20 protein-coding genes are annotated in these 24,286 nt (G+C 42.3%); 13 read left to right on the top strand and 7 right to left on the bottom strand.

Annotated elements, in window-relative coordinates; translation table 11 throughout:
* Positions 1 to 156 precede the first annotated feature (156 nt).
* Positions 157 to 3,381, top strand: coding sequence for an efflux RND transporter permease subunit (locus tag E2R53_RS09550; RefSeq protein WP_133311538.1), 3,225 nt, complete (start codon positions 157 to 159; stop codon positions 3,379 to 3,381).
* Between the two features lie 80 nt (positions 3,382 to 3,461).
* Here E2R53_RS09550 and E2R53_RS09545 read toward each other — a convergent pair whose 3' ends face one another.
* A complete protein-coding gene (locus E2R53_RS09545) occupies positions 3,462 to 5,330 on the bottom strand; it encodes a DNA ligase D (RefSeq protein ID WP_133311537.1) in 1,869 nt (622 codons plus the stop codon).
* Between the two features lie 75 nt (positions 5,331 to 5,405).
* Between E2R53_RS09545 and E2R53_RS09540 the strand changes: the two genes are divergently transcribed.
* Complete coding sequence (locus E2R53_RS09540; protein ID WP_133311536.1) at positions 5,406 to 5,936, top strand: D-glycero-alpha-D-manno-heptose-1,7-bisphosphate 7-phosphatase; 531 nt, start codon at positions 5,406 to 5,408, stop codon at positions 5,934 to 5,936.
* Positions 5,937 to 5,956: 20 nt separating this feature from the next.
* Here the strand turns inward: E2R53_RS09540 and E2R53_RS09535 are convergent, their stop codons facing one another.
* Positions 5,957 to 6,814 carry a Ku protein gene (locus E2R53_RS09535; RefSeq protein WP_133311535.1) on the bottom strand — a complete coding sequence of 286 codons (858 nt, stop codon included), beginning with the start codon at positions 6,812 to 6,814 and terminating at the stop codon, positions 5,957 to 5,959.
* 205 nt (positions 6,815 to 7,019) lie between these two features.
* On the opposite strand from E2R53_RS09535, the gene E2R53_RS09530 reads away from it, so the two are divergent.
* Entirely contained in the window at positions 7,020 to 8,525 is a 1,506-nt protein-coding gene (locus E2R53_RS09530) for an aldehyde dehydrogenase family protein (RefSeq protein ID WP_133311534.1), read from the top strand.
* Positions 8,526 to 8,549: 24 nt separating this feature from the next.
* Here E2R53_RS09530 and E2R53_RS09525 read toward each other — a convergent pair whose 3' ends face one another.
* Positions 8,550 to 9,320, bottom strand: a complete 771-nt coding sequence (locus tag E2R53_RS09525) for an undecaprenyl-diphosphate phosphatase (protein WP_133311533.1) — start codon at positions 9,318 to 9,320, stop codon at positions 8,550 to 8,552.
* A 130-nt stretch (positions 9,321 to 9,450) separates the two neighbouring features.
* On the opposite strand from E2R53_RS09525, the gene E2R53_RS09520 reads away from it, so the two are divergent.
* From E2R53_RS09520 to E2R53_RS09505, 4 genes are all read left to right on the top strand, one after another.
* Positions 9,451 to 10,062, top strand: a complete 612-nt coding sequence (locus tag E2R53_RS09520; RefSeq protein WP_133311532.1) for a DedA family protein — start codon at positions 9,451 to 9,453, stop codon at positions 10,060 to 10,062.
* A gap of 102 nt (positions 10,063 to 10,164) precedes the next feature.
* Positions 10,165 to 10,962 (top strand): TerC family protein, encoded by a 798-nt coding sequence (locus E2R53_RS09515; RefSeq protein WP_133311531.1) that lies wholly within the window; start codon positions 10,165 to 10,167, stop codon positions 10,960 to 10,962.
* A 660-nt stretch (positions 10,963 to 11,622) separates the two neighbouring features.
* The gene (gene sigI / locus E2R53_RS09510; protein ID WP_133311530.1) at positions 11,623 to 12,369 is read left to right on the top strand and encodes an RNA polymerase sigma factor SigI; all 747 of its coding nucleotides are present in this window, start codon (positions 11,623 to 11,625) and stop codon (positions 12,367 to 12,369) included.
* Positions 12,366 to 13,562, top strand: coding sequence for an anti-sigma-I factor RsgI family protein (locus tag E2R53_RS09505; protein ID WP_133311529.1), 1,197 nt, complete (start codon positions 12,366 to 12,368; stop codon positions 13,560 to 13,562). The genes sigI and E2R53_RS09505 overlap by 4 nt, the downstream gene beginning before the upstream one ends.
* 108 nt (positions 13,563 to 13,670) lie before the next feature.
* Here the strand turns inward: E2R53_RS09505 and E2R53_RS09500 are convergent, their stop codons facing one another.
* Entirely contained in the window at positions 13,671 to 13,877 is a 207-nt protein-coding gene (locus E2R53_RS09500) for an alpha/beta-type small acid-soluble spore protein (protein WP_070876027.1), read from the bottom strand.
* 175 nt (positions 13,878 to 14,052) lie between these two features.
* On the opposite strand from E2R53_RS09500, the gene E2R53_RS09495 reads away from it, so the two are divergent.
* Positions 14,053 to 15,249, top strand: coding sequence for an NAD(P)/FAD-dependent oxidoreductase (locus tag E2R53_RS09495; RefSeq protein WP_133311528.1), 1,197 nt, complete (start codon positions 14,053 to 14,055; stop codon positions 15,247 to 15,249).
* A 2-nt stretch (positions 15,250 to 15,251) separates the two neighbouring features.
* On the opposite strand, the gene E2R53_RS09490 is transcribed toward E2R53_RS09495, so the two are convergent.
* A complete protein-coding gene (locus E2R53_RS09490) occupies positions 15,252 to 15,941 on the bottom strand; it encodes a DUF1836 domain-containing protein (RefSeq protein ID WP_133311527.1) in 690 nt (229 codons plus the stop codon).
* Positions 15,942 to 16,091: 150 nt separating this feature from the next.
* Here E2R53_RS09490 and htpX point away from each other — a divergent pair, with 150 nt between their 5' ends.
* The 3 genes from htpX to E2R53_RS09475 all read left to right on the top strand — a co-directional run bounded on the left by htpX (position 16,092) and on the right by E2R53_RS09475 (position 20,769).
* Positions 16,092 to 16,970 carry a protease HtpX gene (htpX, locus tag E2R53_RS09485; RefSeq protein ID WP_133311526.1) on the top strand — a complete coding sequence of 293 codons (879 nt, stop codon included), beginning with the start codon at positions 16,092 to 16,094 and terminating at the stop codon, positions 16,968 to 16,970.
* Positions 16,971 to 17,284: 314 nt separating this feature from the next.
* A complete protein-coding gene (locus E2R53_RS09480; RefSeq protein WP_133311525.1) occupies positions 17,285 to 18,631 on the top strand; it encodes a TrkH family potassium uptake protein in 1,347 nt (448 codons plus the stop codon).
* A gap of 125 nt (positions 18,632 to 18,756) precedes the next feature.
* Entirely contained in the window at positions 18,757 to 20,769 is a 2,013-nt protein-coding gene (locus E2R53_RS09475; RefSeq protein ID WP_435796787.1) for a penicillin-binding transpeptidase domain-containing protein, read from the top strand.
* Positions 20,770 to 20,875: 106 nt separating this feature from the next.
* Here E2R53_RS09475 and E2R53_RS09470 read toward each other — a convergent pair whose 3' ends face one another.
* Complete coding sequence (locus tag E2R53_RS09470) at positions 20,876 to 21,811, bottom strand: LCP family protein (protein ID WP_133311523.1); 936 nt, start codon at positions 21,809 to 21,811, stop codon at positions 20,876 to 20,878.
* A 296-nt stretch (positions 21,812 to 22,107) separates the two neighbouring features.
* Between E2R53_RS09470 and E2R53_RS09465 the strand changes: the two genes are divergently transcribed.
* The gene (locus E2R53_RS09465; protein ID WP_165970942.1) at positions 22,108 to 23,658 is read left to right on the top strand and encodes a bifunctional metallophosphatase/5'-nucleotidase; all 1,551 of its coding nucleotides are present in this window, start codon (positions 22,108 to 22,110) and stop codon (positions 23,656 to 23,658) included.
* A gap of 56 nt (positions 23,659 to 23,714) precedes the next feature.
* On the opposite strand, the gene E2R53_RS09460 is transcribed toward E2R53_RS09465, so the two are convergent.
* On the bottom strand, positions 23,715 to 24,050 hold the full coding sequence (locus E2R53_RS09460) for a DUF3905 domain-containing protein (protein ID WP_133311521.1): 336 nt from the start codon (positions 24,048 to 24,050) through the stop codon (positions 23,715 to 23,717).
* A gap of 90 nt (positions 24,051 to 24,140) precedes the next feature.
* On the opposite strand from E2R53_RS09460, the gene E2R53_RS23200 reads away from it, so the two are divergent.
* Complete coding sequence (locus tag E2R53_RS23200; protein ID WP_165970941.1) at positions 24,141 to 24,278, top strand: hypothetical protein; 138 nt, start codon at positions 24,141 to 24,143, stop codon at positions 24,276 to 24,278.
* Positions 24,279 to 24,286 lie beyond the last annotated feature (8 nt).

The raw sequence follows: 24,286 nt of genomic DNA, 5'->3' as shown, positions 1-24,286 counted from the left end.
ATGGCTTATTTTTGACTGCCGTCCGCTTAAATATGTTTTCTTTTTCTATTACGACGGAATACGAGCTCAAAACATGTTAAAACTTGTAAAGAAGATCAGCGTTTAATATAGTATCAGTACGATTATCAGATACAGATCCGGGAGATGAAAAGCAGCGTGAAAATAAGTTCTTTTTCCATTAGAAGACCCGTCTTTACGATTGTAACCATGTTTTTAGTGCTGATCTTGGGCATTGTTTCTTTTATTAATATTCCTCTAAAACTCATTCCTGACATTAATCCGCCGGTTGGAGTTGTTGTGACCAACTATCAGGGAGCGAGCCCGGATGAAGTTGTTGATAAAATTTCTAAGCCCCTGGAAGAATCGCTTTCGACTTTAGAAGGCATTGACACGATTACGTCAACCTCTCAAGAAGGTGCAAGCTTAATTCTGATGCAATTTTCATGGACGACGAAAATTGATGATATACAAAATGAAATTCAGAGCAGAATTGCAGATGTCCCTGTGCCGGATGATGCGGATAAACCAAGATTTTTAAAGTTTGACCCGGCACAATTCCCGATTATCCAGCTGTCGCTAACTTCTGACGGTGACAGGAAAGAACTGCAGCAGCTGACCGAAGACTTAGAGCAGGAGCTGACGAAAACGGAAGGTGTAGCCAACGTCAATCTTTCAGGGCTAACCGTTGAAGAAGTAAAGGTTGAGCTGAATGAGGATGAGTTAAAGACCTATCAGCTCAGTCAGTCAGAGGTTGTTGATGCCATCCGTGCAAATGTTGTGTCGATGCCCGGAGATCCAATTATAACTGAGGGAAAACAGCTGACGACGAGGGTGATTTCCGCGATAGACTCAGTTGAGACTTTAAAACAAATGATTATTGCCAAAGATCCAAGCAGCGGTGATGATGTACGGCTTTCGGATCTTGCAGCCGTTGCCTTAAAACCTCAAGAATCTGACACGATTACAAGAGCCAATCAGCAGCCGTCTATCCTATTAAGTGTGCTTCAGCAGTCAGATGCCAATACGGCAGCTGTATCGAAGGCTTTTCAGGAGAACTTGGATGAGCTCCTGAAAAATGAAAAATACGAATCGATTGCAGCAGACGTCCTGTTCGATCAGGGAGATTATGTTGATCAGGCGATCGGCAACATGCTGAATACGCTGATGATCGGCGGCATATTGGCGATGATTGTTCTTTTTGTTTTTTTAAGAAACGTAAAAAGTCCGCTTATTATCGGTATCGCCATTCCCTATTCTGTTATTGTGACCTTTGTCCTGATGTATTTTTCAAAGTTTTCGCTGAACATCATGACGCTCGGAGGACTTGCGCTTGGAATTGGCATGCTTGTTGATAACGCGATTGTTGTGATTGAAAATATCTATCGTCATTTATCGATGGGGAAGGATCCAAAGAAATCAGCTTATGAAGGAGCAAGAGAGATGGGTCCGGCAATTATTGCCTCCACTCTTACGACAGTGGCCGTCTTCTTGCCTGTTGTCTTTATTACGGGAATTATCGGGGAACTTTTTACGGAGTTTGCTTTAACCATCGCTTTCAGTTTATTGGCCTCCCTGTTTGTCGCTTTAACGATTGTTCCAATGCTTGCAAGCAGACTGCTTAAGCGGCCATCTGAAAACCTGGAAGAGAAAAGACGTGATACCGCATTTATCAGGCGGCTTGATGCAGCAATCAGGTGGACCCTGCGCAACCGTGCGCTAGTGCTTATCCTCACTCTCGTTCTTTTCGGCGCCAGCCTTTTCGGTTTAACAAAAGCAGGGGCACTCTTTCTGCCGAATACAGATGAAGGATTCTTTACAATCGATGTTGAGCTGGAAAACGGATCGGCTCTTGAAACAACAGAAAAAACAATTGAGGCGATTGAAGAGAAGCTTGAGGATAAAGAGGATGTCGAGCTGTATGTGAGTTTGATCGGTTCCACTCAGGAGCAATCTTTCAGAGGGACGGCAAGCACCAACATTGCAGAGGTTTATGTGAAAATGGCGGAAAGCGATAAACGCGAGATTTCAACGTTTGATTTTATTGATGATGCTAAAAAGGAAATCGAAAGTGCCGCACATGGAGTAAACCGGTCTGCCGAGCTTTCTTTCAATGTTCAGTCCACTTCAGGTTCTTCACCTAACACGGTAACGTTTAATGTCAGGGATACAGATGCAGAAAGGCTGAAGAAATCAGTCAGCCGGGTTGAAAAATCTATCGCTGAACTTGGTGATGTGACAGAGGTGACAACAGATCTAACAGATACAATAGAAGAAATTCAAATCAGCGTAGACAGAAAGAAAGCAGCTGATCAGGGACTTGCTCCTGCTCAGATTGGCATGATCGTAGCAGATGCAACTCGCGGTACAGATGCCTTTCAGCTTGAAAATGCCGCAAATAATGAAATTTACAATGTCTCTGTCAGCTATTCAAAGGATGTAACTGAAAACATCGCTGACCTTGCCAACCTTCAGCTGAAAAAGCCTGATGGCACGTTTATACCTTTGAAAGAGGTAGCATCAATTGAAACAGGTGAAGGTCCAAGTTCTGTACAGCGCATTAACAAAGAAAGTGCTGTTCAGTTTACAGTGAAGTTTAAAAATTCGGCAAACCTTGGAGATGTGTCAAATCAGATTGATCAGGAAATAGAAGACTTAAAGCTGCCGGACGAAACGGATATTTCCTTCAGCGGAGACAGAGAGCTGCTCCAATCAAGCATTGACGATATGATTCTGGCATTCGTTCTGGCTGTCGTGTTCATTTATATTGTGATGGCCGCCCAGTTTGAATCGTTTAAATATCCGTTTGTCATTATGTTTACCGTACCGCTTATGATGATTGGTGTTGCGGCAGCGCTGCTTGCAACCGGAACATCCATCAGTCTGACCGTGATCATTGGGATCATCGTCCTTGCCGGTATTGTCGTAAATAATGCAATTGTGATAGTGGATTATATCAATCAGAAAAAAGCAGAAGGTTATGATACATACGAGGCGCTTGTTGAATCAGTAAAGGTAAGAATCCGCCCGATCTTAATGACCGCTTTAACGACCATTCTTGGTCTGATCCCGCTCGCGCTTGGAATTGGTGAGGGAACGGAAATCAACAGGCCGATGGGACTTACAGTAATTGGCGGGCTTATTTCCAGCACGTTCCTCACATTATTTGTCATTCCAATCATATACAGTCTGTTTGATAAAGAGACGCGCACAATGAACAGAAAACTTGCCTCTGCAGATGGTTATCCAGCGGATGCCCGTGCGCATGAAGATAAGCATGAAAACCAAGAGGATTCAGCTGAAGCGAAATACAGCCAAAAAGAAATGGTCGATTTGCTGGAACAGATTACAAAGCTTGTTAAAGAGAAAAATTCGGATAAGTAAAAATGAGAGTGCTCTGAAGATTCGAGCACTCTTGTTTTATTATCAAAAACAACAAACGAAAACAGCCTTGTTTTATGAATTTACTTGCCATAACTAGCTCTTAATTCTAAAGTCTGCTGTGATTTATTCTCAGCGATAAAATCAAGTACTTGCTCAATCACTTCGTCCTGCGGGGAAGTAAAGTAATCTTGAAATGGGCATCCAGCTTTCACTCTCTCTGCTGCAGCCTCCATCGTAAATGGATTAACCCGCAGATCTTCCGTCACTTCATCCCAGTATAGAGGGGCCGCCACAAATGCCCCTTCAGGATTCCCCCTGACAGAATAGGGAGCAATGATCGTTTTGCCTTCAGCATGCTGGATATAGTCGACATACAGCCGGTTTCCCCGGTTTTTTTTGAGCCGCTCGGTAGTATACAGCTCAGGGAATGCATTGACCAGGTATTCAGCAATAAAGGAAGTAAACTTTTTTGTCTGGTCGTATGAAAAACGATTTTTGGTCATGGGAATATGAATCTGTATGCCTTTTCCGCCTGATAGCTTTGGGAAGGAAGCAAGGCCGAATGAGTCAAAGAGCTTGCGAATCTCAGACGCTGCTGAAACAGCCAAGTGAAATTCATCCCTCGATGGAGGGTCTAAATCAAAGACAATTTCATTCGGTCGGGAGGAATCATAGGTCTGAAAAGGGATATGAAATTCCAGGGCGAGCTGATTTCCAAGCCAGATCAAGGTGGAGATATCGTTGCACAAGATATAGTCAATGCCATCCTGCTCCGCGGTTGCCACAAACTTTGGCGCATAATCCGGACAGTTTTTTTGATAAAAGGCTTCATCAGACGTTCCGTGAGGATAGCGAATAACTGTCAGAAGTTTATTTTTCAAGAAAGGAAGCATATAGTCAGAAACCTCCGCTAAATAAGCCAGATAGTCTGTTTTCGTCCGCAGGGGTTTTTCCCACAGCGGTTTATCAGGATGTGTGATCTGGACTTCTTCGTGAAACGAAACAGCATTCAGCTTCAGCTGCTCCCATGTGCATTCTTCAGGATGCTGATCAAACCGAAATGCTGAAAAAGAAGGCTCGCGCAGCTGATTTTTATAAAGCTCCAGAAACTGCAGCTCCACGCAGATCGCAGGGGAAATGGTGATCCATTGTGAATCTTCGCTATCTTTATTTTCCTTTAGAATCTTAATTAAAGAATCACGGTCAGTTCCCTCGAGTCCGTGAGAAAAAACACCAGCGTCTATCACATTCTCTCCTTTATATACACCCGCTTTAAAATACCCATTCTTCTTGTCATATCCTATAATGAAAAACAAAGCATATTTATAATTTTTTATTTTCAGCCAGGATTTCGTGCGCACTCCGGCCTCCCATTTGCTTTTATGTTCTTTTGCAATCATTCCTTCCGAATCAAATGCCCGAATGGTGCTCCATAAGGTCCTTGAAAAGGATGGGACATATTGAATGAGCTGATTGTTTTTTATAGGTTCAAGGGGGAATCCGCATGCTGACGCAATGCTTTTCAGTTGTTTTTTTCGTGAAAGATAATCTGAAAAAGCCGTTTTTTCGTGCTTGCATTCAAGAATATCAAAGATCAAATACTGGCACGGATTTGTTCCTGCAGCTTCGCTGATCTTGTCTTTAGCCCTCATCCTTCCGCGCTGCTGGATGACTTCGAAGGATGCTTTATACGGGTTTTTTAATGAAACGAGCTCACCGTCAAATGTGCACGGCATAAATTTCTTCAGCTTGTCAAAGATAGATTGAACAGCATCTATGATTTCGGGGAAAAGCGGGCCAAGATCTTTTCCGTTTCGGCTGATCAGTGTAGTTACTTCTTCTGAAATGGACAAAATGGCCCTGAATCCATCATATTTGACTTCATAGCTCCACTTTTCTCCTTCAGGAATTTGGGCTGAAAGGGTTGGAAGCATTGGTTTTACATACATGGCAATCGTCCTTTTCCATTTTTTTAACTTACTATTTCTCATTAGAATTCTAATTATGAAAGGGAGCGTTTCAACTTGAATAAAGCTATTTTTCTGGATCGTGACGGCGTGATAAATGAAGTTTTATCGGACCGCGTCAAATTCGTGAATCATCCGTCTCAGCTCTATCTTTTAGAAGGAGCAGCAAAAGCTGTAAGGCTTCTCTATGATAAAGGTTTTACCATATTTGTCGTGACGAACCAGGGAGGGGTGGGGCTTGGCTATCTGAAAGAGGAGATGCTGCAGCGGATTCATCAAAAAATGATCGGAGAAATTGAAAAAGAAGGCGGCCGTATTCAGGAGGTTGCTTATTGCGCTCATGCTCCCTACGCCGGATGCAGCTGCAGAAAGCCAGGTCCTGGCATGATCACAGCCCTTGCTTCGAAGCATGGAATCAATCTGGAACACAGCTACATGATCGGCGACCGCGATGTTGATATCCTTGCGGGCAAAGCCGCTTGCGTGAAAACGATTTTAATCGGTTCAGAGGATCATGGTGCAGATTATAGGTTTGACACTCTGTTTGAAGCGGCTGTTTGGATACTTAAAGAAGAAAACCTCGTATGACCTGACGAGGTTTTCTGATATCAGGCTTTTTTACGGGCAGTTTTCGTTTTTTTCTTCGCTTTGGCTGGCTCCTGTTTTTTGGCAGCGGTCTCTTTTTTCGCTGGCTTTTCTTTTGAGCGGTCAATGCTTGCCTGCAGAGCGCTCATCAGGTCAACGACATTTTCACGCGGTGCATCCGCCGGTGTTTTTCCTTCGTTTTTGCCGGCTTTTTTCTGAATAAGATTAAGCAGGGCTTCCCGGTAGTCATCCTTGTAGGTTTCCGGGTTGAAGGTTGTTGTTAATTGATCAATCAGCATGATAGCTGTTTCAAGTTCTTTTTCCCCAAGCTCCGTTTTTTCCGGCACACTTGGAACGTCTGTTGTATTCCTGACTTCATCCGGGTAATGAATGGTTTCCATGACAATGGTATTCTGATATACGCGGACAACAGCCAGCTGCTGCTTAGAGCGGATGGTCATTTCGGCAACACCGATTTTTCCTGATTTTACAAGAGCTTCACGAAGCAGAGAATAGGCTTTTCCGCCATTTTCTCCGGGACCGACAAAATAAGATCGGTTGAAATAGATAGGATCAATTTCTTCAAGGTTCACAAAATCAATAATTTCAACTGCTTTATCTTCATGTTCGTGTTTCAGCTGTTTCAATTCATCTTCATCTAAAATGACAAACTTGCCTTTTACATATTCATAGCCTTTGACAATATCATCATTCCCGACTGTTTCATCGCAATTCGGACATTTTTTCTCATATTGAATAGGGGTGTGGCATTTGCTGTGTAAATTTCTGAGCTTCACATCTTTATCTTCGGTAGCTGCATATAATTTGATTGGGATATTTACAAGGCCGAAGCTGATTGATCCTTTCCACATTGTGTGCATGATTTTTCTCCCGCTTTCCTTTTTCTCTTAGCTTCTGCGTTTAAACCTTGATGATGCGCAGAAAAAAATGGTTTTTAGTGAAGACCGTCAATTCTTTCGGGTATAAGACGATAGTACAAGTAGATGCTTTTTTATAAAGTTGAAAAGTTTATGATCTTTTCAAGTGGGAATACCTAAATAACGATGCCAAAAAGGAGGGGCTGCAATGTCCCGCAATCAGTCTATGACCGTCATGAACCCAGCTACATTAAACAGTGCAGAAAAAATAGATGAAACACCTATTTATCACATTCAGCAAATGTATGACCGATCAAAATCAGCCTCTGATACATGGAAAGAAAAAAGTGTGAAGGAACGGCTTACCATCATTCGCAAGGTAAAGGACGTTATGCTGGACAAGATGGATGAAATCATTGAAGTGATAGCAGCTGATACTGGAAAAGTGAAAGTGGAAGCTGTCACAGCTGATGTGATGCCGGTTTTGGATGCGATTTCTTTTTTAGAAAAAACGGCGGAAAAAAGTCTTGCTGCGCGCCGTGTCCAGACGCCGATCACTTTTTGGGGAAAGAAAAGCTACATAGAATATATGGCAAGAGGCACAGTGCTTGTTATTTCACCATGGAACTATCCGCTGCAGCTCTCGATGGTGCCGATGCTGAATGCTCTTGCTGCCGGAAATTCAGTTATCCTGAAGCCTTCCGAAGTAACGCCTTTAGTAGGGAAATGCATTGAACAAATATTCATGCTTGCTGACTTTCCAAAAGGGCTCGTACAAGTCGCTCATGGAGGAAAAGACGTGGGAGCTGCGCTTATAAGCGGAAAGCCTGATTATATTTTTTTCACCGGATCGGTTGCGACAGGGAAAAAAATTCAGGAGGAAGCTGCAAAAGAATTAATCCCATCGACGCTTGAACTCGGAGGGAAAGATCCTGTCATTATTTTTGCAGATGCCAACTTAGACCGTGCTGCAAAAGGTGCAGCGTGGGGAGCTTTTACGAACAGCGGTCAAGTGTGCATGAGCTCTGAGAGGATTTATGTAGAGCAGAGTGTTTATGCAGAATTTCTTGAAAAGCTGCAAAATGAAACGGTTAAGCTCAAGCAGGGAACTGATGTAAATGATGATATTGGGTCGATGACCTATCCCGGTCAGATTGAAGTAATTAAAGAACAGCTGGAAGAGGCGATGGCAGAGGGAGCGCGATTGGTCACCGGCTCTTTGCCGCGAGATTGGGACTTGTCTGATGGACTTTTTATTCCTCCAACCATTGTTGTTGATGTTCATCAAAAAATGAAGCTTGTACAGGAAGAAACATTCGGCCCTGTCGTAACGGTTATGCCTTTTAAATCTGAGAAAGAGGCAATAGCACTTGCAAATGACTCCATCTACGGATTGAATGCAAGCGTATGGAGCAAGGACATTAAGAAAGCGAAACGGGTCGTTTCAAAGCTTATTACTGGAAATGCCGTCATTAATGATGTGATGATGTCAGTTGCCAATCATCATCTTCCATTCGGCGGAGTAAAGCACAGCGGAATAGGAAAGTATCATGGCAAAGAGGGCATTCGTGTGTTCTGTCACGAAAAATCCGTTTTGCTTGACCGGGGAAAGAAAAAAACGGAGATTCAGTGGTATCCGTATCAGAATAAATATCCTAAAATCCGCTCATTTTTAAAGCTGATCTTCAGAAAAAAAACTAGCCGTCCCTCTTAAGACGGCTAGTTTTTTTGCCTGATTTTAAATAGATTGAATGACAATGACCAATATGCCCAGAGCCCAAACATAAACGGCAAACCCTTTTAGAGAGTGCTTTTTAACATAGCCGATCATCCATTTTACAGCAATGTAACCAGTGAATGCAGCGCTCAAGGTTGCCAAAAGCAATGGCATGAAGCCAATTGAAGCTGCCTGCCCTGAAAAAAGATCAGCGGATTGAAACACGATGGCTCCAAAGATCGCAGGGATGGATAGCAAAAATGAAAAGTAAGCTGCGGTTTCTTTATCCATTCTCCGCATCAACCCTGCAACAATCGTCATTCCTGACCTTGAAATCGCCGGAAAGATAGCAAGCGCCTGAAAACACCCGATGAACAAGGCGTCGCCTGCTGTCAGATCATCCAGTTTTTTTGACCCTTTCTTAATGGAATCAGCAAACCATAAAAACACGCCTGTAATTAAAAACTCCCATCCGATGGTGACGCCAGACTTTGAAATGCCGTCAAAAAAATCACTGATAAATATCCCTGCGAAAACAGCCGGCAGTGTTCCGAGGAATAATAAAAACGTCAGCTTGGTAAAAGGATTTTTCAAAAGTTTCAGCAAAATATCCCGGTAAAACACGATAAGCGCGATAAAGGTTCCGATATGCAGCATCGTATCAAGGAAGATGCCCCCGTCCTCCATACCAAACAGCATTCTTCCCAAGTAAAGATGTCCTGTTGAACTTATCGGCAGAAATTCAGTCAGACCTTGTATAAATCCTAATAATAGTGCCTGCAGCCAATCCATTTTTTCACCTCGATTAAAGAGTTGGCTCTTTGATAAAAAGCCGAAAATTAAAAATCTGTAAAGTTGTCCCTTTTTAATCGTATGTGTAGTATGATAGCTTGTAGAACTGAAAAGGAGTTTGGTACTGAACATGGAACATTACATTCTGGCTTTTATTGAATACTTTAAAGACCTTTCGTACTTTGGCGTGTTACTTGCACTATGCTTTGAGTTTGTGCCTGCTGAAGTAGTTCTTCCGCTTGCGGGATATTGGGTTTATCAGGGAGATATGACTTTATGGGGAACGGTTCTTGCGGGCACAATCGGCGGAACGATCGGACCGCTGACTCTTTATGCGCTTGGCCGCTACGGGGGAAGACCATTTCTTATAAAGTATGGAAAATATATGTTTATCAATGAAGAAAACCTTTCGAAAGCAGATGCTTTTTTCGAAAAAAACGGAGCGATGGTGGCTTTCACCGCCCGTTTCCTTCCTGGCGTCAGAACGCTGATCTCCATACCATGCGGAATGGCTAAAATGAACGTCTGGATTTTTTCCATCTATACGTTTGCTGCTATGCTGCCGATTACGTTTTTGTATGTATTTCTTGGATTTAAATTGGGCGATAAATGGGAGGAAGTCGGCGGAATAGCCAACGACTATCTGCTTCCTGCAGGTGTAGTTGCTGTCATTGTTTTTCTTTTGTACAAGTTTATGACAAGAAAAGCAATCAAGCCGTCAACATTTACTCATAAGAATTAACAAAAAAACACCTTTGCCATGATTAGGCAAAGGTGTTTTTTTGATAGAAGTGAAATGATAGTGGGTATATAGATAAAATACGCTATTAGGAGGAATGAAAGAATGGATGTAGCTTTATTGCTCGAGTACGGCTGGGTACTCCTTGTATTAATTGCCCTTGAAGGGATATTAGCAGCAGATAACGCTTTGGTTATGGCCGTCATGGTTAAGCATTTGCCCGATGATCAGCGGAAAAAAGCGCTGTTTTACGGATTGGCGGGAGCTTTTGTCCTCCGCTTTGGTTCCTTGTTTTTAATTTCATTTTTAGTGGAAGTCTGGCAGGTTCAGGCGATTGGAGCGATTTACCTCCTGTTTATTTCAATCAATCATATCCTTAAAAAGTTCGTCTTTAAAAAGAATCTCCATAATCAGAAGGTACGGAAGGAATCAGGGTTTTGGGGAACCGTCATCAAAGTCGAGCTTGCCGATATCGCCTTTGCGGTCGATTCGATTTTAGCTGCGGTTGCACTTGCTGTAACCTTGCCTGAAACGGCCTTGCCGACAATCGGCGGACTGGATGGGGGTCAGTTTTTAATCATACTTGCAGGCGGAGTCATCGGTCTAATCATCATGAGATTTGCAGCAAGCTATTTCGTCGCCCTTCTGCAAAAGCGGCCGAGTCTTGAAACTGCAGCGTTCGTGATTGTTGGCTGGGTAGGTGTAAAGCTCGCGTTATACACATTAGCACATCCGGATATCAATCTTATAGATAAGCATTTCATTGAGTCTGCCACTTGGAAGCTGATTTTCTGGATCGTCCTTTTAGGCATCGCCATTGCAGGCTGGTTCCTCTCAAAAGACGAAAGCGGCAAGCCGGAATCAGAAGAAGAACGCATGATTGAAAAAGCAGAACACAGATAAGCTATGTCCTAAAATAAAGCAGGCAAGAAATACAAATGTTATTTCCTGCCTGCTTTTTTATGTTGTTTTTAAACGACTTGATAAAAATCATGAGTGGATTGTGGCGGATAAACTTTACTCCTGCGGGTAATAGAGGGAAGTTGGAGACCCCGCAGGCATGCCAAGGAGGCTCCAGCCCGGACCGCGGAAAGGTAGCTTCTGGAACGGAAGAACAGAACGGACAACATTTTATTATCAACATAAATCTATGCGAAGACACTCTTTCCAGACAGTCCTTTTGATTTTTCCAGCCTATAAAAATAAGGATAATAAAGGAATTTTATCTTCTTTTTGTAAATGTTTCCTGCTTAAATTTGATAGAAATTTCTAATTACAGCCAATTTTCCTATATTTTTTCACATACTTTGTAATCTTTTTGTAAAAAAAGAATTTTCACGCCCTCAAATTCCACATTCAGTTCGTAGCTTTTTAGTGAGAAAAATAATTGAGAGGAGTAAATCCGCAGGTTTAAAAATCATCTGACAGCTTCCATTCTTTTTCCGTCTCCCATTACCTTAAATCCGACGGGCAAGCATAATTCCAATTTTCTTCCTTTGCGCTCTCCATGCAAATTAGCTATGATTATACGAAGTAATATGGGAGAAACTGAGGTGAGAACCGGTGCTTAGCCTACTGTTTAAATTTGGCAAAAAGAAACCAACTTTAGAAGAGACCGTCTTGCAGATCCAAGATGGGGACCAGCAAATGCAGAACACACTAATTGACCAATATAAACCTTTCGTGGCAAAAACCGTTTCTTCGGTCTGCAAAAGGTACATTGATGAGAGAGACGATGAATTCAGTATCGGACTCATTGCTTTTAATGAGGCCATTGAAAAGTATTCAACTGAAAAAGGGAGCTCGCTTCTTGCGTTCGCCGAATTGATTATAAAGAGAAAAGTGATCGATTATATCAGGAAAGAGGCAAGAAATGCGCAGACCGTGAACATTGATCTTCAGGAGCATGAAGAAGGCGAAGCCTCGCAAAGCAAGATTGAGGCGGATCTGTCGATTGAAGAACATCAGAAACTGATCGAGCAAGAACAGCGCAGAGAAGAGATTATTTACTTCCAGAAAGTGCTGCAGGAATTTGGCTTGTCTTTTTCAGAATTGATGGAGCAATCTCCAAAGCATATGGATGCAAGACAAAATGCAATTAAGGTGGCGCAAATTCTTATTGAACATGATGATCTCAAGCGCATCTTGTTTACGAAAAAACAGCTGCCGGTCAAACAGCTTGAGACGCTTGTATCTGTCAGTCGCAAAACTATAGAGAGAAATAGAAAATATATTATTGCAATGACAATTATTTTATCTGGGGATTACGTTTATCTGAAAGACTATATAAGAGGGGTGCTTCAATCATGAAAAAAGGGATCGTCGTTGATCGAAATGATGATTACGTTACATTACTTACCCCCGATGGACAATTTTTGAAAGCAAACAAACAAAAACGTTCATACGAGCTGGGTGAGGAAATTACTTTTTTTCAACTTTCAGATACAAGCGAAAGGGCAAAGTCATTAAGCATCTTTAATTTGAGCGGAATGAGAAACGGGTTATTGGCAGTTATGGCTATTATTCTTCTTTTTTTTACAGTGCTGCCCGTTTTTAAAGATGACAAAGTATATGCTTACATGACTATTGATATCAATCCAAGCTTTGAACTAAGATTGAATGAAAAGCTTCAGGTCGTGCAGATTGAGCCGATGAATGAAGATGGGGAAAGAATGCTTGATGATATAAAAGACTGGAAAAACAGAAAGATCTCAGACGTTTTTACCAAAATTGTCGACAAAAGCAAAGATTTAGGCTATTTAAAGGGCGATAAAGAAATATTTATTACAACCGTGACCACAGATGACAAACATGAATCTGCCAAAAAGAAAATGCTTGCGGATGTTGATGAACTGAAACATTCATATGAAAGTGAAAATGTGAAAGTCAATTCAGTTGAAGCTGATGTTGAGATTAGAAAAAAAGCGGCAGATCAAGGCATTTCAACCGGCAAGTATATACAATTAAACCCCAAACCTGCGGAAACTCCTCCTTCAAATGAAAATAAGGGCGATAAAGCAGAAGGAAAGCAAGAGACACCTCATGCTGATGAAGAAGAAAAAGACAAGGAAACGCCTCCAGCCTTGAAGCCTCCCGCGGAAGAGACAGAAAAACAAGCGCCTCCTGAAAAACCGGCAAAAAGAGAAAAGCCTGAAATAAAAGAGGAAGAGCTGAAAGAGACGATTCCGGAGAAGAAAAAAGTCATTCCTGAGCCGCCTAAAGATAAAGTATCGATAAAAGATACAGATAAAGAAGCTGAAAAAGCAAAAAAAGAAGCAGAGAAAAAGCGGCGTGAAGACGAAAAGGGCAAATGGCAGCGTGAAGACGAAAAGGGCAAATGGCAGCGTGAAGACAGAGATGATGAAGATGAAGATGATGACGACGATAGACAAGAAGATAGAAGAGATAAAAATTGGGGCAAGGATCAGGATGATCGAGACAGAGATGATGAAGATGAAGATGAAGATGAAGACGATGAGGGGTCAAGATCTGATCGTGATTAATTCATAAAGTGCCAAAAGAGTGATTAGAGCGGATTGGCGCTTTTAAGTTTTTACATAGCCTGTTATAGAAGAACCGCCGGGTGAATGCACCCGGCGGTTTTTGCCATGTTATTCAGTTTTAGAAGGTTGTCCGCCAAGTCCTGCTTGAGCTTGAGCGACTAAACGTTTTGTGATTTCTCCGCCTACAGATCCGTTAGAGCGTGCTGCTGTATCAGATCCAAGGGTTACTCCGAATTCTTGAGCAATTTCATATTTAATTTGATCCAGAGCCTGTTCAATTCCTGGAACAAGTAATTTGTTGCTGCTGCGTGCCATTGTTTTCAACTCCTTTTATTAAATGATGCAGCCCTTAATGGCTGTTCCTATAGTGTTGATTTCAGCAAAAAAAATATACTGGCAATTGTCACCGGACAGCAGTATGAACAGGTGCTGAATGAAAGTTATGGAGTTACAAAAACTACCTTCACATACTAAAAGAGGCGGTGAAGAGATGGATATCCGAAGCGGCACGTTTTTCTGGCCTGACACACTGACTCCTAAGCCTTTTAGAGCCTTGGAGGAGGATATCAGCTGTGACGTCTTAATTATCGGAGGCGGCGAGTCTGGTGCCCACTGTGCTTATTTTTTAAGTCAAACAGATTTGGATGTTGTTTTAGTTGAAAAGGATCGGGCCGGCAGCGGAAGTTCGAGTGCAAATACAGGACTGCTGCAATATTCGAATGATAAAATGCTGACAGCCTGCGCAAACTCCTTTGGCGAGGAGAAAGCAGTGAGACATTACCGGCTTTGTGAACAGGCATTAAGAGGATTAGAAAACCTGGTTCCGTCCCTGTCAATCAATCCTGATTTTAAAATAAGAGAGAGTCTGTATTATGCATCTGATGAAGCAGATAAAGAAACCTTGAGAAAGGAATATAACATGCTGAAAAAGCATTCCTTTCATGCAGAATGGCTGTCTTCTTCTGATATTGAAAGAATGTATGGATTTAAAAAACCGGCAGGAATCCTCTCAGGTGGTGACGCAGAAGTAAATCCTTATAAACTTGCGGCTTCACTTATTGGTGCAGCTGAAGCAAATGGTGTGCGTGTTTTTGAAAAGACCGAGGTAAACGGGAGGAAATTTGAGCATGGCCATGTGATGATGTATACAGCAAGCGGGGCATGCATCAAAGCGAAGAAGGTCATTATGGCAGCCGGGTACAGAAATCAGGAAATCAGGCGCGAACAGAATGCCGTTTTGTCCAGTTCATATGCAATTGCCACAAACAGGCTTGCCAAGAACGAAATCTGGTACGGGCAAACCCTTATTTGGGAAACAGCAAGGCCTTATTTATACATGAGAACGACCGCAGATAATCGGATTATCGCCGGAGGATTAGATGAGCCATCTATAGATGCTCTGAAAATAAATTCGAAGCTGGTCCACAAAAGAGATCAGCTCCTGCTTGAAGTCAATAAGCTTTTCCCTGAACTGAAGCTTGAGGCTGAATATTTCTGGGGAGCCGTATTTGGAAGCACTCATGATGGGCTTCCAATGATAAAAGAATACCCTGAATTGCCGCACTGCCTGTTTTTGCTTGGCTATGGCGGCAACGGCACCGTCTGCAGCTACGTGCTTGCAAACCTCATCCGGGACCATTTAATAGGAAAGCAAAGCGATGACCTTCAAATGTATATGGAGAGGTAACCCTATTTTTTTTCGAGATGCTGCTGGAAAAACAGCTCAGTTCTTCTTTGAAGATAAGAGGCGATGACAGATAGAACAGTAACCGTTAAAATATTCTTAACCTGCATCCATAATTCATGAGAAATATCCTGAAATAGATCCCTGGAAGTTTCGATTTTTTTTGAAATTTCCTCCTCCATTTCATGCTTTGATAAGGAGAAAATCGTAATAGATTCCATTCTTTCGAGAATTTCTCCATATGCAGCGTAATAGGTTAAAGGAGAGATTAGGTCATCACTCCGGTCTGATAATGTATTAAACAGACTCATCAATAATTGTCTGATTGTATCAAAATCAAAAACCGTTTTTAAATCTCTGACAATCAGCAGAATGGCAGCCTGTTCAATTGAGTACTTCTTGCCGAGTTCAGGCGCGCCAATCAGTTCCTTTATATCACGCTTGATCCAGTTTTGGATGGATGTTGACTTCAGCGACGTCAATTCACACAGCTTTGCAAGAGCGACGATTTCATTTGTAGATAGACCTCTTGGGAATGGTTTATGATTTTTAATAATACCAGGCAGTGCGTTTTCAGGACCGTCGTGACCGAAGCCTAATTGGTTAAGCAATTCAAGCGGCGTTTGTCCGCTTTCTCCTTTTAATGCAAGCAGCAGCCTTGCCATATCAGATCGCTTTAACTGAATTGTTTTCATCGCACACCTCTTTTCTGATGTATTAGCCCAATGGATGAGCCGCTTTTCCTGCGTTTACCAAAGTGTTTTTATTTGCTTTACACAATGTATTTTAATTATAATATGATTATAATACAAGTTCACTTGAACTCAAAATGTTGGAGGTGCAAGATGGCTAAACGGATTTTCCTCTTTATTTTAACAAATATTCTTGTGCTCATTACGATAGGGGCAGTCCTCTCCCTGTTAGGAGTTGGCTCATATGTGACTGCTTCAGGTGGAATCGATCTCATAAGCCTGCTTGTGTTCAGTGCAGTCGTCGGTTTTACCGGGTCATTTATTTCTCTCCTGATGTCTAAATGGATGGCAAAAATGATGATGGGGGTGAAGGTGTTAAAACCTGATCAATCATTATCTGCCTATGAAAGAAATCTTGTAGACCGTGTACACAGATTATCGCGAGCTGCCGGAATCAGGAAGATGCCGGAAGTGGGGATCTATCAATCACGGGAGGTCAATGCTTTTGCAACAGGTCCTTCTAAGAACAACTCGCTTGTGGCTGTATCTACAGGCCTGCTTGAGGAAATGGATGATGCAGCGGTTGAAGGTGTGCTCGCCCACGAGGTAGCGCATATCTCAAACGGTGACATGGTGACAATGACATTGCTTCAAGGTGTTGTCAATACATTTGTTGTCTTCCTTGCCAGAATTGCAGCATGGATTGCATCTAGATTTGTCAGAGAAGATATGGCGCCAATTGTTCATTTTATTGCGATTTTGATTTTCCAGCTGCTGTTTTCTATCCTGGGAAGCCTTGTAGTCTTTGCTTATTCCCGCCACCGCGAATTCCATGCCGACAACGGCGGAGCGGATCTTGCGGGCAAAGACAAAATGGTTCATGCACTGCGTGCCCTTAAAGGATACACACAGCGAATCAACAACGAGCAATCGTCTGTTGCCACACTTAAGATCAGCGGGAAACGCGGGCTTGCTCTCTTTTCAACACATCCTGACTTAGATGAGAGAATTCGCCGTTTAGAAGCGAAATAAACAGGGAAAAGCAGATGGGACTAAGATCTCATCTGTTTTTTTATGCAGGTATGCCAAGAACTGTGTGCATTACTGAAGAAAAATCATCAAAGCGTGGATTAGTGAATCATATTCCTCCCCAACAATAGAAACTCATGATGATCGTTTGTTTCTGAAACTCAGTCAGGTATGTTTTATTGGGGTCATGTTGAAAATGAAACATATGCGAAATCTTTCTTTTGGAAATTACGCAATACCCCTTTTCATCTGCTCTGCTTTTCATTATGATAGAGACCATGCAGTTAACCCCATTATTTAAGGAATGAACATAACCAATGAAACGATTTAAATTATTCTTGCAGAAATTAACTCCGTTTCAGCTGATAGCAGCCTATTATATTATTGCAGTCAGTGTTTCGGTTGCCTTATTGAGCCTGCCTGTTGCCCATCAGCCAGGGGTGGACTGGAGTTTTATGGACGGTCTTTTTACAGCGGTCAGCGCAGTAAGCGTGACTGGTTTAAGTGTTGTCAATATATCGGATACCTTAACCGTACCAGGCATTTTTATCCTTATGTTTGTTCTTCAATTCGGCGGAATTGGAGTCATGACGCTCGGTACCTTTGTCTGGCTGATTGTAGGAAAACGAATCGGCCTTAGAGAGAGACGGTTGATCATGGCTGATCAAAATCAATACGCTCTGTCTGGCATCGTGAATTTGATGAAGCAAATTTTGCTTTTGGTCCTGATAATCGAGTTCAGCGGGGGCATGATCCTTGGCACTTATTTTCTAAAATATTATCCGACATGGCAGGAAGCTTTCCTGCACGGCTTTTTTAACTCTGTCAGTGCAACCACCAATGGCGGGTTTGACATTACGGGTGCTTCGATGATTCCCTATTCACATGATTACTTCATTCAATTTGTCATCATCCTATTAATAACGCTCGGGGCCATTGGCTTCCCGGTTTTAATAGAAGTGAAAACTTTTCTGTTCAGCAAAAAAGGGAAATACCGTTTTACCCTCTTTACGAAACTTACAACGGTTACATATTCGCTGCTCGTTATTGGCGGCACGATCATGATTGCATTGCTCGAATTTCAATTTTTCTTTCAGGATAAATCATGGCATGAGACCTTTTTCTACTCGCTGTTTCAGTCAACCGCAACGAGAAGCGGCGGGCTCGCAACCATGGATGTCAGCCTGTTTTCTGAAGCAACGCTGCTGATTTTATGTGCCCTGATGTTTATTGGTGCCTCACCGAGCTCAGTTGGCGGAGGAATCCGGACTACGACATTCGCGCTTAATTTACTGGCGCTTTATCACTTTGCAAAAGGGAACAAGACAATCAAAATCTTTAAGAGAGAACTGCATGAAGACGATGTGAAAAAATCACTGGTGGTTACCTTGATGGCTTTCGTTCTTTGTTTCACATCTGTCTTTATTTTAACCATTACTGAAAGGTTTACCTTCATCGAGATTCTGTTTGAAGTTTGCTCTGCATTCGGAACAACGGGGCTTTCCATGGGGATTACACCTGATTTGAGCATCATCGGAAAATGCATCATTATGGGGCTCATGTTTATTGGCCGGATCGGAATTGTTACCTTTATCTACATTATCGGTTCAAAAGAAGTCAAACCAAATTATCATTATCCAAAGGAACGAGTCATTATTGGATAATTAGCAGAAGCAGGCGTGTGAATGCACCTGCTTTTTTTATGGTTCAAGGATGTGCTTCGTTCAGGAAAATAATCCCTTGTCTATGCTATACTTAAGGTATCAACAAACGGGAGAGATCAGATATTGTGAAGAAAAGTCCTATACTCGCTGCAATCGTACTGCTGCTCATCGTTTTAGGCGGCTGTTCAAAAGGGCCGTCACCTGAAGAGAGATTTCAGGAATATGTCAGCCTGTGGAACAAGCAAAAATTTAACGAGATGTACGATTTCTTATCAGCAGACGCAAAAAGCAAAATGACCGAAAAAGAGTTTACAGACCGGTACAAAAAAATCTATGAATCCATTGAAGTCAGCAATTTGAATGTTACATATGACAAACCGGAAGAGGATGCAGACAGGGGAGATGAGAAAAAAGCTTCTCTGCCATATGCATTAAAAATGGACACAATTGCAGGTCCGGTGGAGTTTGAACAGGATGCTGTTTTTGTCCAGGAAGAAACAGAGAAAGAAGAAAATTGGTTTTTAGCATGGAATCCAGCCATGATTTTTCCTCAGCTGAAGGAAGGGGATGCAGTCCGCGTTTCTGAACTAAAGCCGCTTCGGGGAAGTATTTTTGATAAAAACGGAAAAGGAATCGCCATACAGGCCAAAGTTCCTGAAATTCAAGTTGTTCCCGGCCAGCTTGGCGATGAGCCTGAAAAGGTAAAAGCGGAAGCAGCTAAATTGCTGAATCTTTCCGTAGAAGACATCGACGCCAAGCTTTCAGCCAACTGGGTCAAGCCTGATGTTTCTGTGCCAATTGTGAAAGTGGATCCTGCCAATAAGGAGCTTCTCATAAAAGTAACCTCTCTGCCTGGCTTTCAAAAAGCAGATGTTGACAGCAGATATTATCCGCAGGGAGAAAGTTCTGCCCATCTGTCCGGATATGTCGGCAGCATCACAGCTGAGCAGCTTGAGAAGCTAAAGGATAAAGGCTATACAAGCACCTCGCAAATCGGAAAGACAGGCCTTGAATATGTGTATGAGGAACGCCTGAGAGGAAAGCCGGGTTACAGAATCTTTATTGAAGCTTCCAATGAGACGATTGCAGAAACGCCTGCTGAAAATGGGGAAGATATCACAGTCACCATTGATGCCTCCCTGCAAAAACAGCTGTATGATCAGCTGAGAGGGGACTCGGGCACGGCTGTTGCCCTCCACCCTAAAACAGGAGAGACGCTGGCGATGGTGAGCAGTCCATCCTATAATCCGAATGCCTTTGTTTTTGGAATGTCTGGCGAGGCTTACAAGACACTGGCTGAACATCCGCAAAAACCGCTCAGCGCGAAATTTAACAAAACCTTTTCACCGGGTTCAACATTTAAGCCTATTACGGCAGCCGTTGGGTTAAAGACCGGAAGCATTGATCCTGAAGCTGTTAAGAAAATTAATGGTCTGACATGGAAAAAAGGACCGGAGTGGGGCAAATATACGATAACGAGAGTTTCAGAAAAGTATTCGTCTGTAAACTTAGAACGTGCACTTGTCACATCCGATAATATCTATTTTGCGCAAGCAGCTTTAGCTATAGGACCTGAAGCTTTCAAAAAGGGCTTAGAGGAATTTGGATTCAGTGAAGACATTGATTATGCATTTCCAATTGCAGCTTCATCTGTTTCAAATTCTGAATTAGCAGCTAATGAAGTTCTGCTCGCAGACTCAGGCTACGGACAAGGGGAAGTTCTGATGAGCCCTGTGCACCTTACAGCAGCCTATACCGTCTTTTTGAACGAAGGCAGCATGCTGAAGCCGTATCTGGAGAAAAAAGAACAGACTGCACCTGAAATTTGGAAGGAAGGCATTATCAGCCCTGAGCAGAACTCGATTATTTTTTCTGATTTGGTCAAAGTTGTAGAAGATCCAAACGGAACAGCTCACAAGCCGAAATTGCCGAATATCAAGCTTGCCGGCAAAACAGGAACCGCGGAACTGAAAACGACTAAGGAAGAGGTCGGGAAAGAAAATGGCTGGTTTGTCGGAATGAACACCGATAACCCTGAACTCTTAATTACGATGATGATTGAAGATGTAAAAGACCGCGGAGGCAGTCATTACGTCGTTCCGAAGGTCAAAAATGTATTTTCAAGCTATTTGAAGTGAATGTAATAGTAAATAGACAGGATGTTACCCTCACGATCGTAAGTGATATGCCTATAATGAGCCTCTCATATTGAAAAAAGCTATTGCCAGCGGCAATAGCTTTTTTTCATGAATTCATAAACGTTCGAATCGCTTCTTTGTTTTCCTCAATATTTAGATCCAGCACAGATCCCGCTCCGTCATATCGTGCATTTTCAAAGGTGCCGTCGACAGGAATGCGCATTGTTTCTAAATCGGATTTATTTGTAATCATGTCTTTTGCAATGAAAATCCCAGTGGACGTATCCACATTGGTATTAATATAAGGTGTGATGACTCCAGCCAGTTTAGGCAGTTTTGTTACGCCCTCTACAGTGAGCATATCTTTCATTAATAGATTCATCACTTGCTGCTGTCGCCTTACTCTGCCGAAGTCACTGTCAGCTCCGCCGCGGTAGCGCACGTATCCCAATAAGTGCTCACCGTCCAGCTTCTGCAGTCCAGGTTCTATCGTTACACCTATTTTTTCTGACATTTGCTGCTCGACATTTATTTCTACGCCTTCTGGAAAGGCTGTATCAATCATGCTTTCGAATCCTTTAAAGTCAATGATTGCATAATGCTGAATATCGATATCAAAGTTATGCTTGATGGTTTTGCGCAGCAGGTCAGGACCCCCTATGGCAAATGCGGCATTAATTTTATTCTGGCCGTGACCCGGAATTTCCACGTAGGAATCCCGCATAATCGAAAGCAGCTTTGGTTTATTTGTTTTTTCATTGTATTGAGCAATCATGATTGTATCTGTGCGCGGATGTTTTTCTCCTCTTGAATCACTGCCAAGCACAAGAACATTTGTATTTCCATTTTCATCTTTTTGGCCGTTAAAGGTATAATCCTTCTTTTTTATAGTTGATTCTGCAGCTGTTTTATTCACGCCTGAGAGAAATTGATCATAGGCGAACCAGCTAAGTCCCGCAAACAGAAGAGTAAAGATAGAGAAAAAGATCAGGACTCTCTTTTTGCCGCTTTTTTTCTTTTGCAGATGTTTGTCTGAACGCATAGTAAACCCTCATTTCTAAAACATTGGAACTGACTACTAGTATACTTGCTTTTTTTGGATATGTGGGATGTTAGTTTTTGGAATTGATTGGATGGTTGCCTTTAGAGGCTCAGGTATCCTATTGTAAAGGATTTCATAGCGCTTGAACAGAGGGAAATGAAGCAGGATCGCGCGAAAAGGAATGAATTCGATTCTTTTTTCTATTCTTTACAAAACTTAACAATCCTTTACCTGAACTTTAGATGCCCTTCATTCTGGCGTGCTACGTTAGAAGCATCAAAAGGAGGGAAGCAGATTTGAAGCATACTGTTAAAATGGCATCTATGTTCTTTTTAGTCGTGTTTATCCTTTTTCTTGCGTCTGTATATGGCGGGAGTGAGGGACGCGCCGGTACAGATGAAAATCAGCTTTCGGAGATTCATTTGCTTGGCATGAATGATTTGCATGGGCAGCTGAATACGCATTCTGTGCTTTCTGGAAAAAAAGTTGGCGGTGCAGAATATCTTTCAGCTCATGTAAACAGACTTAGACAGGAACACGAACACACACTGCTTGTTCATGCAGGCGATATGACAGGCGGAAGTCCTCCCATTTCTTCTCTTTTTCAAGATGAACCGACCGCAGAATTCTTAAATCAGCTTCGTGTAGATGTAGGCACTCCCGGAAACCACGAATTTGACCAGGGAGCAGACGAACTCACGCGTCTTGTAAGCGGCGGATTCCATCCTAAAACAGGTTTCTTTAAAGGCACTCATTCGGATTATATTTCAGCAAATGTCATCAATAAAAAAACAGGAAAACCGATGTTTCCCGCCTATACCATAAAAGAAATAGATGGTGTCAGAATTGGATTTATCGGTGTCGTCACGACAGAAACGAATCAATTTCTGCTGCCGGAAAATCAAGATCAAATTGAAATCATTGATGAAACAGAAGCTATCAATCAAACAGTCGATCAATTAAATAAAAAAGGGGTAAAATCGATCGTCGTTCTAGCGCATGTTGGAGCGAATTCAGATGAAAACGGGGAGAATCCAGGCGAAGCTTTAACGGAGATGGCTCCCAACATCAGTGACGAAGTCGATGTAATCTTCGGAGCGCACAGTCATCAGCATGCCAATACGATTGTAGATAACAAGCTGATCGTTCAAAGCTACTCGTATGGTAAAGCTCTATCAGACGTGACATTAACGATTGACCGCAAAAAGAAAGAGATCGTTCAAAAAGAGGCTGAAATTGTCTTAACTGACCACAATACCGTCAAGCCTGACCAATCTGCCCTTCAGCTGATTAAGAAATATGAGGATAGGATTGGACAAGAATACAGCACTCCTGTTGGAAGTCTTCCTCAAAATCTTTCCAGAAAGAAGAATAATCACGGTGAGTCTCCTTTAGCAGCCTTCATAGCAGGCGCTCTGAATGAGGAAATGAACACAGAGATTTCCATGGTTCACCATGGCGGTATACGAGAGAGTTTAAAAGCAGGAGAGATAACAAAGCAGCAGGTTATAGCCGCTCTTCCTTTTCAACATTACGCGGTAAAGGTAAAAATGACGGGAAAAGAAGTAAAAACAATCCTTGAACAGCAGTGGGCTTTAAAGGCTGAAAATTTGCTTCAGACAGAAGGAATCACCTATTCCATTAACCGAAATGCTCCTTTAGGTGTAAAAATCAGTGATATAAAGACCATAAAGGGTGAACAAATTGTGGATCACCGCACTTATACTGTCGCAACAAGCAACTACCTTGCATCAGGGGGTGACGGATTTAAGGGGTTTAAACAAACAGAACTGATGAAAAAGGGACCAGAATTATCAGATATACTAGCTCGTAATCTTGATGAATAATTGACAATAAGCCGAAGCCCAATATGCTGCTTCGGCTTATTTATAAAGATGACCAGTCAATCCTGTCCATATCCTGCATCTTTATCCGGATGCGTAAAAGGAAAGCCCTCTGGCTTTTTTTTGCTTTCTATCAGCTCTCGGTTCTCACTAGTATTCCAGCCGATGTCGTTTGTTGGGTGAACCCATTGATCGCCTGACATGATCGCAGGATCGATCTCATCACTCCATTTGTTTAATGGAGATTGTTTGGAGTCATAAAAACTGTCTCCAATAACAACACCGTGCTCGTTGATGAAGGGCTTTTGCATGCTGATTCCTGTGCCTTTCCATGACGGGGCACTGGCTTGATGGGGAAGGGTATCGTCTAAAGAATTCTCATCTTTTTTGCTCATCCTGTTCACCTCCATTTTTAGTATGTTCTTTTAAAAGCCCGGATATGAAAGAATGCCTCTGGCTATGCTACTAAAAAAGGAGTGATCATCATGAATCAGGAATTTCCAGTCGCCATGCTTCAAGACGAGTACTTGGAAAAAGTGAAGAAAATGGAAAATGAGCTTCGCGCTGAAACTGGGGAAGAGATCGTTCTCATCGCTTATCAGCACAAACAAGACCATAATTGACTCGTTTT

The organism is Peribacillus frigoritolerans (assembly GCF_004358755.1).
Classification (GTDB): domain Bacteria; phylum Bacillota; class Bacilli; order Bacillales; family Bacillaceae; genus Bacillus_P.
Note: the sequence above shows the minus strand (reverse complement) of the source record. Positions and strands in the feature narration are given on the sequence as shown.